Raw genomic sequence first — 16,978 nt, forward strand, 5'->3', positions numbered from 1 at the left:
CTCGCTCGCGCCCCGCCCGGCGCGCTCCTCACCGAACCCCGGAGGTTCTCATGACCGACGACCAGACCACCCCCGCCGACCACAGCACCGACGACCAGGCCGCGATCGAAGAGCAGATCAGCGCCAACATCGAGAAGTCGCGCTCCGAGATCGCGCACCCCTCGCTGCCCAAGGGCAGCAACCTCTACGGCTCCACCAAGGTGTTCCCCGACTACCAGGCCGAGCCCGGCCAGTCCTACTTCACCCTCGTGCACGGCATCGCGCACGAGTCCTCGGTCAGCTTCGTCGCGATCCTGCAGGCGACCCGCGCGGCCCGCAAGGGCTTCGAGTCGGCCGTCTACTTCTACGGCCCCGGCACGATCAACGCGATGGCGACCCGCGGCTTCCCGACCGTCGGCGACTCCGGCTTCCCGGGCGAGCAGAACATCAACGACGCCCTGAAGACCTTCATCGACGAGGGCAACCGCGTCTTCGTCTGCCGCTTCGGCATGGCCCTGCACGGCCTGCGCGAGGAGGACCTGATCGAGGGCACCATCCCCTGCCACCCGCTCGACGTCCAGGACGCCGTCATCCACTACGCCCGCAAGGGCGCCATCATCAACTCGACCTACAACCTCTAGGCGCCCGCCATGACCGTCGTCGGATCGGTCGCGGCGAACTTCACCCGCGACCTCGATGAGAACTACGCGCTCATCGCCGCGCTGGCCGAGGAGGCCCGCGAGAAGCGGGTCGAGTTCCTCGTCCTGCCCGAGGCCGCGATCGGCGGCTACCTCTCCTCGCTCGGCAATCACGGCGACACGGTCAAGACGACCACCCGCTCGATGCCCCCGGCGATCGCGCTGGACGGGCCGGAGCTGCGCCGAGTGCAGGAGATCGCCGGCGACCTGCTGGTCGCGATCGGCTTCTGCGAGCTCGACGCGGACGGCGAGACCCGCTACAACGCGGCCGCCCTGCTCGACGGCGGGCAGATCTACGGCAGCTACCGCAAGGTGCACCAGCCGCTCGGCGAGCACATGTCGTACTCGCCCGGGCCCGGCTACTCGGTCTTCGAGACCCCGGTCGGCCGGGTCGGGCTGCAGATCTGCTACGACAAGGCGTTCCCGGAGGCGGCCCGCTCGATGGCGCTGGACGGTGCGGAGATCATCGCCTCGCTCTCGGCCTGGCCGGCCGCGCGGACGGCGACGGCGGAGAACCTGCAGGAGGACCGCTGGACCTACCGCTTCAACCAGTTCGACATCGCCCGGGCCCTGGACAACCAGGTGTTCTGGCTGGCGTCGAACCAGTCGGGCACGTTCGGCTCGCTGCGCTACGTGGGCAACGCGAAGGTCGTCGATCCGGGCGGCAACATCCTCGCGACGACGCTGCTCGGCTCGGGCATGGCGGTCGCCGACATCGACGTGCGCGGCACCTTCGAGGCGATGCGCGGTGGGATGTTCCACCTCCGCGACCGCCGGCCGGACGCCTACGACATCGACCGCGTCTGGAGCGGAGGGCTGGTCCATGCCTGAGATGACCTTCCACGTCCGCTGGCCGGACGGCGTCGAGGAGCGCTGCTACTCGCCGAGCCTGGTGATGCACGACTACCTCGCCGAGGGCGAGAGCTACCCGATCGAGGACTTCGTCGGGCGCTCGACCGAGGCTCTGCGGCTGGCGAGCGAGCGGGTGCGCGCGAAGTTCGGCTTCGCCTGCACCTCCGCGCTGCAGCAGGAGTCGGAGATCCTCGCGGCCGCCGCGCGCTTCGACGGCGGCCGCGTGCGGGTGCTGGCGATGGATCCGCCGCTGCCTCCGTCGTCCGCTCCGTCGTCCGCTCCGTCGTCCGCGTCCGCGCAGGGGGCGCGCGCATGACCGCGCTCGAGAACGGCCGGCACCTCCCGGTCGCCGTGATCGGCGCCGGCCAGGCCGGGCTGTCGATCAGCCGCCTGCTCACCGACCAGGGCGTCGAGCACCTCGTGATCGAGCGCGACAGCATCGCGCACGACTGGATCGACCGCCGCTGGGACAACTTCACGCTGGTCACGCCGAACTGGCAGTGCCGGCTCCCGGGCTACCCCTACGACGGCGACGACCCCGACGGCTTCATGACCCGCGCCGAGGTGCACGCCTGGGTGCGGCGCTATGCGGAGTCGTTCGGCGCTCCCGTCGCCGAGGACACCGAGGTGCTCCGGTTGCGCGAGAGCGCGGACGGGGCCTTCGAGATCGTCACCTCGCGCGGCACGATCACCGCCGATCAGGTCGTCGTCGCCACCGGCGGCTACCACCGGCCGGTGCTGCCGGCGGTCGCGCACCGCATCCCCGACTCGATCGTGCAGCTGCACTCCGCCGACTACCGCTCGGCCGCGGCGCTGCCCGAGGGCGGCGTGCTCGTGGTCGGCTCCGGCCAGTCCGGCGCGCAGATCGCGGAGGACCTCTTCCTCGAGGGGCGCGACGTGCACCTGGCGCTGGGGACGGCCCCGCGGGTCGCCCGGTTCTACCGCGGGCGCGACTGCGTCGCCTGGCTCGCGGACATGGGCGTCTACGACGTGCCCGTGCACGCGCAGGTGGGCGGGCTCTCCAAGCGGGAGTCGACCAACCACTACGTCACCGGGCGCGGCGGCGGCCGCGACATCGACCTGCGGGCGTTCGCGCGCGACGGGATGACGCTCTACGGCCGGCTGCAGCAGGTCGACGGCGGGTCGCTCCGATTCGCCCCGACGGCGGAGGCGTCGCTCGACTACGCGGACTCGGTCGCGGAGTCGATCAAGAACGACATCGACGCCTACATCGAGCGCTCGGGGGTCTCGGCGCCGACCGAGGCCCGGTACGCGCCGGTCTGGCGGCCGGAACACGAGATCGAGGAGCTGGATCTGGCGGCCGCCGGGATCACGAGCATCGTCTGGGCGGTCGGCTTCCGCTCCGACTACTCCTGGATGCAGATCGGCGTCTTCGACGGCGCCGGGCACCCCACCCACCGGCGCGGCGCGACCGCCGTGCCCGGGCTGCACTTCCTCGGGCTGCCGTGGCTGAACACCTGGGGCTCCGGGCGCTTCGAGGCGATCGCGCGCGACGCGGAGCACGTGGCGGAGCAGCTGCTCGGCGGCGCGCGGATGGACCGGCTCGAGGGCGCCGCGGTACGGTGACGGCCACGCGCTCGGCCCGAGCGCACCGCTCTGCCGCGCGGGGCGGAGGAGGGCGGAGGCTCTCCGTCCGCCCCGGCGCACCGTCCGCCTGCAGAGGGCGGGAGAGAAGGACCATGTCGACGATCACGATGGCCGCGGTCGCGGCGCACTTCGGCCGCGACATCGAGCGCACCCTCGTCAAGCTGCCCGGCATGATCGCGAGCGCTCAGGAGCGCGGGATCGACCTGCTGGTGCTGCCGGACGCGACCCTCGGCGGCTACCTCCTCGACATGCACCACCCCGGCCCCGACGACCTGCCGCAGGCCGTCGAGGTCGACGGGCCGGAGGTGGCGGCCGTCGCGGCGATGGCGGGCGACACCACGGTGTGCTTCGGCATCGCGGAGCGCGCGCTGGAGGGCGGCGAGGTGCGGCGCTACAACTCGGCGGTCTGCGTGCAGGGCGGTGAGGTGATCGGGACGCACCGCAAGGTGCACCTGCCGCTGGGCGAGTCCGAGGCCTACGCCGCGGGCGACTCCTTCCGCTCGTTCGACTCGGCCGTGGGGCGGATCGGGATGATGATCGACTTCGACAAGACCTTCCCGGAGTCGGCCCGCTCGCTCGCCCTCGACGGGGCCGAGATCCTCTGCTGCCTCAGCGCCTGGCCCGCGAGCGTCACCGACCGCTCCGATCGGATCCGCAACGACCGCCAGGCGCACCTGTTCGACCTCTACGACTGCGCGCGCGCCGCGGAGAACCAGGTCTACCTGGTCTCCTCGAACCAGACCGGGGTGCTCGGCGGGCTGCGCTTCCTCGGGCAGGCGAAGGTCGTGGACCCGGCCGGCGAGATCCTCGCGAAGACCTGGGCGAAGGGCGGGCTGGCGGTCGCGACCGACGACGTCTCGGCCTCCGTCGCCCGGGCCCGCCGCAGCATGGACCACCTGCGCGACCGCGCCGAGCACGCGTACCACCGCGCGGCTCCCACCGTCTGAACCCGGGGCCGCCCGTCCGACCGGTGCCGCCCGCGGGCGCCGCCCCGCCTGAAGGAGACCCCGTGCGGATCGCGCAGCTGACCTACTCCACGAAGCCCCGCGGCGGCGTGGTGCACACGCTCGCGCTGTCGGAGGCGCTGGCCCGGCGCGGGCACGAGGTGACCGTCTGGACGCTCGGCCGCGGCGGCGACTCCGCCTTCTTCCGCGCGGTCGACCCGGCGGTGGCGGTGCGCGTGGTGCCGTTCGCGGCGCGCGACGGGGAGGACGTCGGCGACCGGATCGTCCGCTCGCTCGACGCGCTCGCGGTGGCGCTCGGCGACGACGGCGAGGAGTGGGACGTCGTGCACGCGCAGGACTGCATCTCGGCGAACGCCGCGCTCGACGCCGGATTCGCGGGGGCCGGCGGGCTGCTCCGCACGGTGCACCACCTGGACGCCTTCACGACGCCCGCCCTGATCGCCTGCCACGAGCGCGCGATCACCGGGCCGGCCGGGCTGCTCGCGGTGTCGCGGGCTGTCGCGGACGAGGTGGCGGCGGGCTGGGGGCGGACGCCCGCGGTGATCCCGAACGGCGTCGACGCCGCGCGGTTCGCCGCCGCGGCCGGCGGTGCCGCGGCGGGGGCGTGGCGGGCCGAGCTCGGCCGCTACGTGCTCGCGCTCGGCGGCATCGAGCCGCGGAAGGGCAGCATCGACCTGCTGGAGGCGTTCGCGGGGCTGGCTCCGGGGACCGCGCTCGTCTTCGGCGGCGGGGAGACGCTGTTCGACTACCGGGGCTACCGCGAGGAGTTCGAGCGCCGGGCGGCGGAGCTGGGCGTGACGCCGGTCGTGCTCGGCACGGTGCCGGAGGAGCGGCTCGCGGCGCTCGTCGCCGGTGCGGCGGTGCTCGGCTTCGTCTCGACCAAGGAGGGCTTCGGGCTGGCGGCGATGGAGGCGCTCGCCGCGGGGGTGCCGGTCGTCGCGCGCGATCTGCCGGTGCTGCGCGAGGTGTTCGGGGAGACCGTGGCGTACGGGAGCGACGTGGCGGGGATCCGGGGTGCGCTCGCCGCGGCGCTCGCGGGGGCGGCGCCGAGGCCCGGGCCCGGGCGGGAGCTCGCGTTCTCGCACTCGTGGGACGACGTCGCGGCGAGTCACGAGGCGCTGTACCTCTCTCACGTCGGCGGCAGCTGATGCGCCGGTCGTTCTCGCGCTGCTTCTCGGCGCTGGCCGAGCAGGACCCCGAGCGCGTCGTGGTCGTCGCGGACGACGCGACCCTCACCGCGGGAGCCCTGGACCGGGCCTCGAACCGGCTCGCGCGCGCCTACGCGGCGCGGGGCGTCACTCCGGACTCGCTCGTCGCCGTCTCGCTGCCGAACAGTGCCGAGCTGGTGCTGGCCTGCGCCGCGATCTGGAAGGCGGGCGCGACGCCGCAGCCGCTGTCGCGCGGGCTGTCGGCGCGGGAGCTCGCCGAGGTCGGCGCGCTCGGGCGGCCGTCGCTGAGCATCGGCGTGGAGCTGGAGGGCGTGCCCTTCGTGCCCGCGGGCTTCGCGCCCGACCCCTCGCTGCCGGACGACGAGCTGCCGGATCTCTGGGCGTCCTCGTGGAAGGCGCCCGCCTCCTCCGGCAGCACCGGGCGGCCGAAGATCGTGCTCGCGGCGGCGCCTGCGCTGATGGATCCGACGCAGCCGGTCGCGGCGTTCCTGCCGCGAGAGGGGGTGCAGCTGGTGGCCGGGCCGCTCCTGCACTCCGCGACCTTCACCTACGCCTTCCGCGGGCTGCTGACCGGGCAGCGGCTGGTGATCCTGCCGCGCTTCGACGAGGCGCGGGTGCTCGCGGCGATCGCGGAGCACCGGGTGACCTGGGCGCTGCTGGTGCCGACGATGATCCACCGGCTGCTGCGGACGCCCGCGCACCGGGACGCGGACGTGTCGTCGCTGGAGACGGTGCTGCACCTGGGCTCGCCGTGCCCGCCCGCGGACAAGCGCGCACTGATCGACTGGATCGGTGCCGAGCGGGTCGTCGAGGTCTACGCCGGCAGCGAGTCGAACGGGCTGACGATGATCCGCGGCGACGAGTGGCTCGAGCGGCCGGGGAGCGTCGGCCGGCCGATCGGCGGGACGGAGCTGCGGGTGCTGCGGTCGGACGGGTCGGAGTGCGGGCCCGGCGAGGCCGGGCTCGTGCAGATGCGCCGCGGGGACGCGACCTACCGCTATCTCGGCGGGGAGTCGAAGCGGACCGACGACGGCTGGGACACCCTCGGCGACCTGGGCTCCGTCGATGCGGACGGCTACCTCACGGTGCTGGACCGGGAGGACGACCTGATCCTGCGCGGCGGGGTGAACGTCTACCCGGCGGAGATCGAGCGGGTGCTGGAGGAGCACCCGGCGGTGCGCGGGGCGGTCGCCTTCGGCGTCCCGGACGCCGAGCTCGGCCAGGCGATCGAGGCGGTCGTCGACATCGCGGACGCCGCCGTGACGGACGAGGAGCTGCTCGCCTTCGCGCGCGAGCACCTCGGCTCCCGGGCACCGCGGGCTCTGCGACTCCAGCGCTCACCGCTGCGCGACGACGCGGGCAAGATCCGCCGCGGGGCTCTCGCCGGCGACTGAGCAGCCGCGCAGGCGGGCCTGCGCGGGCCCGCCGCCCGCAGGTCGCCGCACAACATCAGCTGAGAGGGGGGTCCCTCCCTCCACAGCGGAGGCCCTCCCATCTCAGCTGATGTTGTGCGGGGCTCGACGGCCGCCTCCGGTTTCGGATCGCCTCCGACGGGGAAGAGGAGGAGTGCCCCTTCCCCGGAGTCGCCGCGCGCGACTCCGCCCCACCGAGAGGAACGACCGTGGTCGCCATCGCCCCGCTCCGAGACCGCTTCGACGGAGTCGAGAGGATCGCCGTGCTGCGCGGCGGCGGACTGGGCGACCTGCTGTTCGCGCTGCCCGCCGTGGACGCGCTCGCCGCCGCCTACCCGGGCGCCGAGATCGTGCTGCTCGGCACTCCGGCGCACCGCGTGCTGCTGCAGGGCGTGGAGTCGCCGGTGAGCGACGTCGAGATCCTGCCGGTGGCGCAGGGCGTCCGCGACGGCGAGGGTGAGGACCCGCGGGTCGTCGAGGACTTCACCGAGCGGATGCGCGCGCGCCGCTTCGACCTCGCGGTGCAGCTGCACGGCGGCGGCCGCTTCTCCAACCCGTTCCTGCAGCGCCTCGGCGCACGGCACACCGTCGGCTCGCGCACCGACGACGCGGCCGAGTTGGAGCGCACGATCCCCTACGTCTACTACCAGCACGAGATGCTGCGGGCGCTCGAGATCGTCGGGTTGGCGGGGGCCCCTGCGGTGCGCCTCGAGGCGTCGCTGCAGGTCGACCCGGAGCGCCGCGACCGCCTCGCCGCCGCCCTGCCCGCCGGCGGGCCGCTGGTGCTGATCCACCCGGGCGCGACCGACGTCCGGCGCCGCTGGAGCTCCGCGAACTTCGCAGAGGTGGCCCGCGCGCTGCTGGCCGACGGGGCGCGCGTGCTCGTCGTGGGCGACGCCTCCGACGCGCCCGCCGCGGACGCGATCGTCGCGGGCGCTCCGGGCGCGGTGTCCTGGGCGGACCGGGTCGAGCTCCCAGATCTCGGTCCGCTGCTCTCGCTCGCCGACCTCGTCCTCGGCAACGACAGCGGACCGCGGCACCTCGCGGCGGCGGTCGGTGCGCCCACGGTCGGCGTCTTCTGGGTCGGCAATGCCATCAACGCCCAGCCCCTCGGCCGCCAGCGCCACCGCGTGCAGCTGAGCTGGACCACCCGCTGCCCGATCTGCGGCATCGACGTCACCCAGGTCGGCTGGACCGCCCCGCGCTGCGAGCACGAGCTGTCCTTCGTCGACGACGTCCCCGTCGCCCGGGTCCTCGAGGACGTCCGCGGCGTCCTCGCCTCCACCCGCTGACGTCGCCCGGGCCCTGCCCCCCACCACGAGATGCCACTTATGAGCGGCGACACCGGCGTGTCGCGCTCATAAGTGGCATCTCGCGGGAGGGGTCGGACGCGGGGGAGCGTCAGACGTCCTGGGCGTCAGCGGCTCACGGCCAGGAGGGCTCCTCCTCGTGGGTGATGACGAGCTCGCGGACCTCGCAGCCGCGGGGCTGGCCGAGGACGAACATCACGGCGTTGGCGACGTTCTCCGGGTCGTTGAGGAGCGCGTCGGGGCCCGGCTTGTACTGGGCGTCGCGGTCGTCGAAGAAGCGGGTCTTCATGCCGGAGGGGATCAGCGTGGTGACGCCGATCTCGCCCTTGGTCTCGGCCGCGAGGGCGCGGGTGAAGCCGAGCACGCCGAACTTCGACGCGCAGTAGGCGGTGGCGTCCGAGACGGCCTTGATCGCGAGCGAGGACGCGACGGTGACGACGCGGCCGTGGGTCTCGGTGAGGAACGGCAGCGCGGCGCGGACGACGGCGGCGGTGCCGAGCAGGTTGACCGAGATCACGCGCTCCCACTCCTCCGGCTCGACGTCGACGAGGCGGCCGCAGCGGTCGATGCCGGCCGCGGTGACGACGGCGTCGAGGCCGCCGTGCTCGCGGGCGATCTCGACGACGGCCTTCTCGGCCTCGCGGGTCCTGGCGACGTCCACCTGGTAGGCGGCGACGCCCTCCTGCACGTTCGACACGTCGCGGTCGAGGACGATCGGCGTGCCGCCCGCGGCCGTGACGGCGGCGGCGACGGCGGCTCCGAGTCCGGAGGCGCCTCCGGTGATCAGGACGCGGCCGATGGGGGTGGGGGTGGTGGTCATGGGTGTCCCTTCCAGGATCGTCAGCGCCGACGGGGTCGGCGCAGCGGGGCGGTGGTCGGCCGGAGCCGACGCGGTCAGCCGACGCGCGCGAGCGCGGCGGCGAGATGGGTGGTCGAGCGGCCCGCGTGGTACGGCACCGTCAGGACGCGGCCGCCCCACTCGGCGACCGTCGCGGTCTCGGGCAGCGATTCGGCGGAGTAGTCGCCGCCCTTCACCCAGACGTCCGGGCGGATGCGGCGCAGCGCCTCGTCGGGGGTGTCCTCGCCGAAGACGAGCACCGCGTCGACGCACTCGAGCGCGAGCAGCAGGTCGACCCGGTCGTCCTCGGGGATGATCGGCCGGGCCGGTCCCTTGAGCCGGCGGACGGAGTCGTCGGAGTTGAGGCAGACGATCAGGCAGTCGCCGAGCGCCCGGGCGGCCGAGAGCGTGCGGGCGTGGCCGGCGTGCAGCAGGTCGAAGCAGCCGCCGGTGGCGACCACGGTGCCGCCGGCGCCGCGGACGGCCTCGGCGACGCGCAGCGCGTCCACTCCGGACGCCCCGTGCAGGGCGGCGGTGTCGGCCGGAGCGCCGAGGGAGGAGACTCCGCCCGCGAGCAGGTAGGCCCCGGCCGCGGCGACGGCCGCGCCGACCGCCTCGGAGGGGGTGGCCCCGCCGGCCAGCGCGACGGCGGCGGAGGCGGCGAAGCGGTCGCCCGCCCCGCAGGGATCGGTCGGCGGCACGGCGGCGGCGGGGTGCACCACCGGCACGCCGGCGCCGCGCGAGCGGACCAGAGCGCCGCCGGAGCCCATCGTCACCGCGACCGCGCCGCAGCCCCAGCGCTCGAGCAGCGTCGTCGCGGCGGTCTCGGCGAGGGTGACGCCGCGGCCCGAGGCCCCGGAGAAGCCGGTCGCCTCGCCCAGGTTCGGCGTCGCGAGAGTCGTCCCGGCGACCGGCTCGGTCCCGCGCGGATGCGGATCCCAGACCAGCGGCACGGTGAGCGCGTCGAGGGCCGCGCGGAGCGAGGCGTCCTCGGTGAGCCGGCGGCCGTAGTCCGCGACGACGACCGCGTCGACCTCGCCGAGCGCGGCGAGCATCTCCTCGGTCACGGTCGGCACCGGCGGGCGCTCGCAGCCGCGGTCGAAGCGGACGACCGCCTGACCGGAGGCGGCGACGCGCGTCTTCACGGGCGTCGGCGCGCCGGAGGGCCCGGCGACCACTCGGACACCGTCGAGGGCGGCGAGCAGCTCGGCCGCATCGGGATCGGCGGCATCGGCCAGCGCCGTCACCAGCACGACCTCGTGGCCGTCGCGCACCAGCATCCGCGCCACCAGCCCGGCGCCGCCGGCGCGCACCCCGCGGGTCGACACGTCGACCACGGGCACCGGCGCGTCGGGGCTCAGCCGCTCGGCCGGCCCGGAGAGGTCGACGTCGAGCATCACGTCGCCGACCACGGCGATCCGCAGGCGGCTCACGCGGCCGCCCCCGTCCGCACGCGGATCCGGTGCTCGAACGCCCGGCAGAGCGCGTGCACCAGCACGAGCTGCGCCTCCTGCACGTTCGAGCCGTGGCCCTCGAGCGCGATCGACTCGTCGCAGGCCTCGGTCAGCGGGTTCGGTCCGTCGCCGGTGAGCGCCCAGGTGCGGGCGCCCGCCGCGCGGGCCGCCTCGGCCGCGTGCAGCAGGTTGGCGCTGCGGCCGCTGGTCGAGAGCAGCACGACGATGTCGCCGCTGCGGGCGTGCGCGGTGACCTGGCGGGCGAAGACGTGGTCGAAGCCGTAGTCGTTGCCGATCGCGGTGAGGCTCGAGGTCTCGGAGTGCAGCGAGATCGCGGAGAAGGGGATGCGGTCGCCGTCGAAGCGGCCGACCAGCTCCGCGGTGAGGTGCTGCGCCTCCGCGGCCGAGCCGCCGTTGCCGGCCGCGAGCAGCCGGGCGCCGGTGTGCAGGCGGTCGGCCAGCTCGACGCCCCAGGCGACGATCCGGTCGGAGTGCCGCTCCAGCTGCGCGACGACGTCGAGCGCGCGGGCGACGTGGTCGTCGACGAGGCGCCGGGCGGCGTCCGTCGGGGAGCCGGACGGCGTGTCCGTCGGGGTGTCCAGAACGGTGTCGATGCTCATCTGCGCGGGGCCGCCTTCCGGGGGGTGGAGGAGAGGGAGGTGCGAGCGGTGCCGCTCATGGCGGCATCGCCGTCGCCGAGTCCGGCGAGGGTGGTCAGGTAGGCGCGCTCGGTGTCCGCGGCGACGCGGTCCCAGGAGTAGCGCGACTCGACGCGGGCGCGGCCGGCGGCTCCGTAGGCGCGGGCGCGCTCGGGGTCGGCGATCAGCGCGGCGAGGGCCTCGGCGAGGGCGGCGGGGTCGCGCGGCGGCACGTGCACGCCGGTGACGTCCTCGACGACCGTGTCGATCAGCCCGCCGACGGAGGAGGCGACCACCGGCACGCCGCAAGCCATCGCCTCCAGCGGAGTGATGCCGAACGGCTCGTACCAGGGCGCGCAGATCACGATGTCGGCGGAGCGGAGCATCGCCGGCATCTCGGTCTGCGAGAGCTGGCCGGCGAAGACGACGCGGTCGGCGACTCCGAGGCCCTCGGCGACGCCGTGCAGGCGCTGGTACTCCGGGTCGGCGATCAGCGCGTCGCCCGAGCCGGAGCCGCCGACGACGACCAGCTCGGCGTCGCAGCCGTCGCCGACCAGGCGGGCGAGCGCCTCGATCGCGTGGCCCATGCCCTTGCGGGGCACGAGGCGGCCGATGCTCATCAGGCGTACCCGCCCGGTGCGCTCGGCGACCGGCCCCCCGGGCGTGAAGCGCTCGAGGTCCACGCCGCAGGGCACCACCGAGATGCTCGAGGTGGGCACGCCGAGGCCCTTCAGCTCGAAGGCCTCGTCGGAGCAGGTGGCGACGACGCCGTCCGCCCGCTGGCCGACGCCGGGCTCGAGCCAGGCGCGCTCCTCGGGGCTGGTGTCGAGCGCGCCCTGCTGGCGGCGCTTCACCACGCCGAGCGCGTGGAAGGTGTGGAAGACGGGCACGCGGCGCCCGGTGGCGCGCTCCACCCGCTCGGAGGCGTCGAGCGCGGCGACCCCGGACATCCAGAAGTGGCTGTGCACCAGGTCGGGGCGGGAGTCGAGCCAGTCGTTCGCGAGGTCGACCGCGAAGTCGCCCATGAACGGCAGCAGCTCGTCCTTGGAGACCTTGGCGGCCGGGCCCGCGTCGATGTGCACGACCTCGACGCCGGAGGTGAAGGGCACCCGGCGGGGGAGCGACGCGTCGTCGCGCCGGGTGTAGACGGTGACGCGGTGGCCGCGGCGTGCGAGCGCGTCGGCGAGCGCCGCGACGTGCACGTTCTGGCCGCCGGCGTCCACGCCGCCGAGCGTCGCCAGCGGGCTGGCGTGCTCGGAGACCATCGCGATCGAGAGGGGACGGGGGGTGCTCATCGGGTGCTCCCTTCGCGGGTTCCGGCGGTGGAGAGGGTGCGCGGGGCGGCGGCGAGGTCGCCGAGCAGCTCGTCCCAGTCGCGGTGGAAGCGGCCGAGGCTGTAGCGCGCCAGCGCGGCCTCGCGGGCGACCGCACCGGCGACGGCGGCCCGCTCCGGGTCCTCCATCAGCGCACGGGCGGCTGCCGCCAGCGCGTCGAGGTCGTTCGAGACCGCCCCGGCCTCGGGCGGCACGGCGCGGCCGGCCTCCGTGGTCTCCAGCGCGACGACCGGCATGCCCAGGTGCATCGCCTCGAGCAGCGCGAGGCCGAGCGAGGTCCAGCGGAACGGGTGCAGGTAGACCCGGCGGCGGGCCAGCTCCGCGTGCATCGCGCCGGTCTTCACGTCGCCGAGCACGTCGAGGCGGTCGGCGGGCAGCCCGGGCGTCCCGACGAGGCCCTCGGTCTTCATCCCGAAGACGTCGAGCGGCGCGACCGCGGCGAAGCGCGGCAGGAGGTCGGTGCCGGTCACCCGCTGCCGGCGCACCGGCTCGTTGATGACGACGCCGAAGCGCGCGAGCTCGCCGGTGTAGAGGGGGCTGGGGTCGTTGATCCCGTGCTCGATCACCGTGGTGCGCGTCGATCCGGTGTCCCACATCAGCGCGTTGAAGTGCGTCACGTGCACGAGGAGGAGGTCGTCGCGGTCGGCGAGCGGGTGGCGGTTGTCGGGCACGTCGCCGCGGGGCGTGTTGTGCTCGACGTAGACCGCCGGGATCTCGCGGCCGAGCCGGCGGCCGAGCAGGCGCTCCGCCTCGGCGAGCTCGTCGGGGCGCTGGAGGAGGACGACGTCGACGTCGGCGTCGCGCAGCTCCTCCGGTGCGATCTCGATCGTGTTCGGCCAGTCGCGGCCGCCGGTGCCGAGGCCCCAGCCGTCGCGGGCGGGGGTGGTGGGCAGCAGGTACTCGTGGTCGCCGCGGACGAACGCGTCCGCCCAGCCGCCGTGCACGTGCCAGAGCAGGATCCTCATGCGAGCGCCTCCGAGGGTGTCGTGGTGGATGTCGTCGAGTCGCGGCGCGGGAGCGCGCGGAGACGGTGGGAGGCGGCGACCGCCTCCTCGGCGCTCACCCCCGCGAGGCAGGGGTGGCCGGGGACCGGGCAGACACGGGCGCGCGAGCCGGCGCAGGCGGCCTGCTGGTCGCCGAGCAGCTCGACCGGGACGCCGTAGGGCGCCCAGCGGATCGCCGGAACGACGGGCGCGAACAGACTGACCACCGGGGTGCCGACGGCCGCCGCGAGGTGTGCCGGCCCGGTGTTGCCGCTGATGACGACCTCGGCGCGGGCGAGCACCTCGGCCGCACCGGCGAAGTCGGTCGCGCCGCCGAGGTCGATGCCGCGGCTGCCCGCGACCTGCGCGGTGAGCGCGCGCTCGCCGGGGCCGCCGGTGACGGCGACCGCGAGTCCGGAGTCGGCGAGCAGCTCGACCGCGCGCGCCGCGTTCTCGGCCGGCCAGGCACGGGCGGGCACGGCGGCTCCCGGGTGCACGACGACGTACGGTCCGACACCCTCGAGCGCGGCGGGTAGGACGCCGCCGCGGTCGACCCGCAGGAGCCCGTCGTCGCCCTCCGGCAGCGCGAAGCCCGCGGCCGCCGCAATGGCGAGGGCGCGCTCCGGCTCCGGCTGGTCCTCCTCGAGCGTCTCGCCGGGCACCAGCCGAACATCGAGCAGCGCACCGGCGAAGTCGACCGAGGCCCCGGAGATCCGCGCGACGCCGGACAGGCGCAGCAGCAGCGCCAGCGGCAGCGGTGACTGGTGGAAGGAGGTGAGGATCACGGCCTCGTCCGGAGCGAACTCCTCGACGATCGACCGCAGCTCCGCCACGAGGGCGGCGTCGACCGCCTTCGAGGCGTCGCCGATCCACGGGCAGGACCAGGTGCGCACCTGCGTCGGCCCCGGCAGCAGTGCCGCAGCGGGCGCGCCCTGCGGCCCGGCGAGCAGCAGCACCTCGGCGTCGGCGGCGATCGCCCGCACAGCGGGCCCGCAGAGCAGCACGTCGCCCGCGCTGTCGAGGCGCGCCACCAGCACGCGGCGGGTCACTCGGCGTCCTCGTCCGGCTGCATCGCCAGCAGCAGCTCGACGGCCTCGAGGAGCGTCGCCGCGCGCAGCGGAGCGGCGGCCACCTCCTCGGCCCGGGTGATCGGGGTGGGCACGAGCACGCCGCGGGCCCCCGCGGCCGCCGCCGCGCCGATGTCGGCGCCGATGTCGCCGATCACTGCGAGGGTGTCGGCGGGCAGCCCGAGGGTCTGCGCGGCGTCGAGCACCATGCCCGGCGCGGGCTTGCGGCAGGCGCAGCCGTCCTCCGGGCCGTGCGGGCAGAGCATCCAGGCGTCGAAGCCGCCGAACAGCTCGTCGACGCGGCGGTTCACGGCGTCGGCCTGCGCGCGGTCGATGATGCCGCGGGCGATGCCGGACTGGTTCGTGACGACGCCGAGCTTCAGTCCCGCCTCGCGGGCCCGCTCGACCGCGTCCAGCGCGGTGGGCATCGGCTCGACCCGCGCCGGGTCGCCGTTGTAGGGCACGTCGACCACGAGCGTCGCGTCGCGGTCGAAGAGGATTCCGCGCAGCCGCGCAGCGCGCGGGGCGGGGGCGTCCTCCGCGGTGCGGTGCGCGGAGCCCGGCTGGATCGAGTCGTTCACCTCTCCCTCGTACCCCCCTCCTCCGGGTTCCAAACGCGGGGGAGGAGAAGTGGTCCGCTCGGGCGCGTCGGAGCCGCGGGGCCGCCCGGGCGAGATCCGCGCGTCTGAGGTCGCCGGAGCGGGGTACGGGACCTCCGACAGGAAGGAGGCGCCGTGCGCGCTCTCACCGACCCGGACGGAACCCCGGAGATCCTCGCCCTGCGAGCCCTCAAGCTCGGCGACATCCTCGTGGCCGTCCCCGCCCTCAAGGCGCTGCGCCGCGGCTTCCCCGAGCATCGGCTGATCCTCGCGACCACGCCCTGGCTGGAGCCGATCGTCGACCTGATCGACGGCCTCGACGCCCTCGTGCCGACTCTGCGCGGGCTGGATGATCCGCTGCCGGTCGCGCCCGGTCGCATCGAGCTGGCCGTCAACCTGCACGGCAACGGCCCGGAGTCCCGCGACGCCCTGATCGCGCTCGAGCCCGAGCGCCGCCTCGAGTTCCGCGTGCCCGCCCTCGACCCCGACGCGAGCCACGACGACCCGCGCCCGCTCTGGCTCGACGGCGAGCTGGAGCGCGCGCGCTGGGCCCGCCTCGTCAACTCGATCGGCCTCGACGCCGACCCCGAGGACGTCGGCATCGCCGTCCCGGCCGTGCCTGCGCCCGTCGACGGCGCGGCGATCGTGCACATCGGCGCGTTCTACGGCTCGCGCGAGTGGCCGGAGGAGCGCTTCGCCGCGGTCGCGCAGTCGCTGGCCGCCGAGGGGCACCGCGTCGTCTACACCGGGGGCGCGAACGAGGCCGACCGCGCCCGCCGCGTCGCCGAGCTGGCCGGAACGGGCGAGGTGCTCGCCGGCGCGATCGATCTCAGCGGATTCGCCGCCGTCGTCGCCGCGGCCGAGGTGCTCGTCACGGTGGACACCGGTGCCGCGCACCTCGCCTCCGCCTACGGCATCCCGTCGGTCGTGATCTTCGGACCGGCGCCGCCCGAGGCCTGGGGTCCGCCGGCGAGCGGACCGCACATCGTGCTGACCGTCGCGTCGCTGCGCCGCGGCGACGTCTTCTCCTCCGAGCCCGACCCGGCGCTGCTCGCGGTACAGACCGAGCACGTCCTCGACGCGCTCGCCACCCTGCCCTCGCGCGCCGACGCGCACCTCAGGCGGTCCGCAGCCGCGCCGCAGGGTGGACGGGCGTGACGGTCGCGACCCCGTTCCGGGGCGCCTTCGGCTGATGACCGCGCGAGGGGGCGCCGAGGCGGTCGGCGAGCTGCGCGAGGATCCGGCGCTGCAGCCGCGAGACCTGCATCTGCGTGGTGCCGAGCGCGTCGGCGATCTGCTGCTGCGTCATCTCCTCGACGAAGCGCATCCGGAGCAGCTCGCGCTGGCCGTTCTCGAGCTCGGCGAGCGCCCGGGCCAGGCCGTGCCGGCGGTCGATCGCCGCGAGGTCCTCGTCCTCCCCGCCGATCGTCTCGGCCAGCCGGACGCCGGTCTCGCCGACGGTCTCGTCGAGGGAGAGCGGATGCCCGGCCGCGCGCGCGTCGGCGACCTCGGCCGGCTCGACGCCGAGCCGCGCGGCGATCTCCCGATCACTCGGGTGGCGGCCGAGCTCCTGCGCGAGCTCGTCGGCGACGACGGCCGAGCGGCGGTGCAGCTCCTGCACGCCGCGGGGCGGGCGGATCATCCAGCCGAGGTCGCGCAGGTGGCGCTTGAGCTCGCCGGTGATGGTGGGCACCGCGAAGGCGGCGAAGCTGTCGCCGCGCTCCGGCGTGAAGCGGCGGGCGGCCTTGACCAGCCCCACGTAGGCGACCTGGCGGAGATCCGCGCGGTCGCCGCCGGCGCGGGACACCCGGTTCGCCATCGCCTCGGCCAGCCCGAGGTGGTCGAGCACGATCCGCTCGCGGATCCGGGCGCCCTCGGCGTCGTCGGCGGTCGCCGCCGCCTGGAAGAGCGAGAGGGTGCGCGCGTCCTTCTCCTCGCGCGGCGAGGCGGGCTCGCTCGGCGAGTCGATCGCAGGGGCGAGCGCTGAGAGGGCGGTGTCGAGAACGACCGTGCTCATCGGGACCCCTTTCCGGGCATGCTGGCGCGTCCGGGGCGGCGGGATGCGACGCGCT

17 protein-coding genes are annotated in these 16,978 nt (G+C 75.2%); 9 read left to right on the plus strand and 8 right to left on the minus strand.

Features of this window, described 5'->3' with window-relative positions; all coding sequences use genetic code 11:
- Positions 1-50: 50 nt before the first annotated feature.
- The 8 genes from EDF43_RS19745 to EDF43_RS19780 all read left to right on the plus strand — a co-directional run bounded on the left by EDF43_RS19745 (position 51) and on the right by EDF43_RS19780 (position 7,975).
- Complete coding sequence (locus EDF43_RS19745; RefSeq protein ID WP_123705041.1) at positions 51-620, plus strand: MSMEG_0572/Sll0783 family nitrogen starvation response protein; 570 nt, start codon at positions 51-53, stop codon at positions 618-620.
- A gap of 9 nt (positions 621-629) precedes the next feature.
- Positions 630-1,508, plus strand: coding sequence for a carbon-nitrogen hydrolase family protein (locus tag EDF43_RS19750; protein ID WP_132438292.1), 879 nt, complete (start codon positions 630-632; stop codon positions 1,506-1,508).
- Complete coding sequence (locus EDF43_RS19755) at positions 1,501-1,845, plus strand: MSMEG_0570 family nitrogen starvation response protein (protein WP_132438291.1); 345 nt, start codon at positions 1,501-1,503, stop codon at positions 1,843-1,845. Before EDF43_RS19750 ends, EDF43_RS19755 begins: the two co-directional genes overlap by 8 nt.
- Entirely contained in the window at positions 1,842-3,116 is a 1,275-nt protein-coding gene (locus EDF43_RS19760; protein WP_132438290.1) for an MSMEG_0569 family flavin-dependent oxidoreductase, read from the plus strand. Before EDF43_RS19755 ends, EDF43_RS19760 begins: the two co-directional genes overlap by 4 nt.
- Before the next feature lie 113 nt (positions 3,117-3,229).
- On the plus strand, positions 3,230-4,084 hold the full coding sequence (locus tag EDF43_RS19765) for a carbon-nitrogen hydrolase family protein (RefSeq protein WP_123734002.1): 855 nt from the start codon (positions 3,230-3,232) through the stop codon (positions 4,082-4,084).
- Positions 4,085-4,146: 62 nt separating this feature from the next.
- Positions 4,147-5,250 (plus strand): MSMEG_0565 family glycosyltransferase, encoded by a 1,104-nt coding sequence (locus tag EDF43_RS19770; RefSeq protein ID WP_132438289.1) that lies wholly within the window; start codon positions 4,147-4,149, stop codon positions 5,248-5,250.
- Positions 5,250-6,665, plus strand: coding sequence for an AMP-binding protein (locus EDF43_RS19775; protein ID WP_132438288.1), 1,416 nt, complete (start codon positions 5,250-5,252; stop codon positions 6,663-6,665). The genes EDF43_RS19770 and EDF43_RS19775 overlap by 1 nt, the downstream gene beginning before the upstream one ends.
- A 227-nt stretch (positions 6,666-6,892) precedes the next feature.
- Positions 6,893-7,975 carry a glycosyltransferase family 9 protein gene (locus tag EDF43_RS19780; protein WP_132438287.1) on the plus strand — a complete coding sequence of 361 codons (1,083 nt, stop codon included), beginning with the start codon at positions 6,893-6,895 and terminating at the stop codon, positions 7,973-7,975.
- A 133-nt stretch (positions 7,976-8,108) separates the two neighbouring features.
- On the opposite strand, the gene EDF43_RS19785 is transcribed toward EDF43_RS19780, so the two are convergent.
- The 7 genes from EDF43_RS19785 to EDF43_RS19815 form a co-directional block, all read right to left on the minus strand.
- Complete coding sequence (locus EDF43_RS19785) at positions 8,109-8,813, minus strand: SDR family oxidoreductase (RefSeq protein WP_123705034.1); 705 nt, start codon at positions 8,811-8,813, stop codon at positions 8,109-8,111.
- Between the two features lie 74 nt (positions 8,814-8,887).
- Positions 8,888-10,255, minus strand: a complete 1,368-nt coding sequence (locus tag EDF43_RS19790) for a PfkB family carbohydrate kinase (RefSeq protein ID WP_132438312.1) — start codon at positions 10,253-10,255, stop codon at positions 8,888-8,890.
- A 5-nt stretch (positions 10,256-10,260) separates the two neighbouring features.
- Positions 10,261-10,905: an SIS domain-containing protein gene (locus EDF43_RS19795; protein WP_132438286.1), complete on the minus strand. Its 645-nt coding sequence runs from the start codon at positions 10,903-10,905 to the stop codon at positions 10,261-10,263.
- Positions 10,902-12,218 carry a glycosyltransferase gene (locus tag EDF43_RS19800; protein WP_132438285.1) on the minus strand — a complete coding sequence of 439 codons (1,317 nt, stop codon included), beginning with the start codon at positions 12,216-12,218 and terminating at the stop codon, positions 10,902-10,904. Before EDF43_RS19800 ends, EDF43_RS19795 begins: the two co-directional genes overlap by 4 nt.
- Positions 12,215-13,222, minus strand: a complete 1,008-nt coding sequence (locus tag EDF43_RS19805; protein ID WP_132438284.1) for a glycosyltransferase — start codon at positions 13,220-13,222, stop codon at positions 12,215-12,217. The genes EDF43_RS19800 and EDF43_RS19805 overlap by 4 nt, the downstream gene beginning before the upstream one ends.
- Positions 13,219-14,289, minus strand: a complete 1,071-nt coding sequence (locus tag EDF43_RS19810) for a glycosyltransferase family 9 protein (protein WP_132438283.1) — start codon at positions 14,287-14,289, stop codon at positions 13,219-13,221. The genes EDF43_RS19805 and EDF43_RS19810 overlap by 4 nt, the downstream gene beginning before the upstream one ends.
- On the minus strand, positions 14,286-14,888 hold the full coding sequence (locus tag EDF43_RS19815; RefSeq protein WP_308197751.1) for an HAD-IIIA family hydrolase: 603 nt from the start codon (positions 14,886-14,888) through the stop codon (positions 14,286-14,288). The genes EDF43_RS19810 and EDF43_RS19815 overlap by 4 nt, the downstream gene beginning before the upstream one ends.
- Positions 14,889-15,041: 153 nt before the next feature.
- Here EDF43_RS19815 and EDF43_RS19820 point away from each other — a divergent pair, with 153 nt between their 5' ends.
- The gene (locus EDF43_RS19820; protein WP_132438282.1) at positions 15,042-16,064 is read left to right on the plus strand and encodes a glycosyltransferase family 9 protein; all 1,023 of its coding nucleotides are present in this window, start codon (positions 15,042-15,044) and stop codon (positions 16,062-16,064) included.
- Here the strand turns inward: EDF43_RS19820 and EDF43_RS19825 are convergent.
- Positions 16,024-16,923, minus strand: a complete 900-nt coding sequence (locus EDF43_RS19825; protein ID WP_132438281.1) for a sigma-70 family RNA polymerase sigma factor — start codon at positions 16,921-16,923, stop codon at positions 16,024-16,026. The two genes, EDF43_RS19820 and EDF43_RS19825, sit on opposite strands and share 41 nt — an antisense overlap.
- Positions 16,924-16,978: the final 55 nt, after the last annotated feature.

The sequence above is a fragment of the Rathayibacter sp. PhB179 genome, from assembly GCF_004345345.1.
Classification (GTDB): domain Bacteria; phylum Actinomycetota; class Actinomycetes; order Actinomycetales; family Microbacteriaceae; genus Rathayibacter; species Rathayibacter festucae.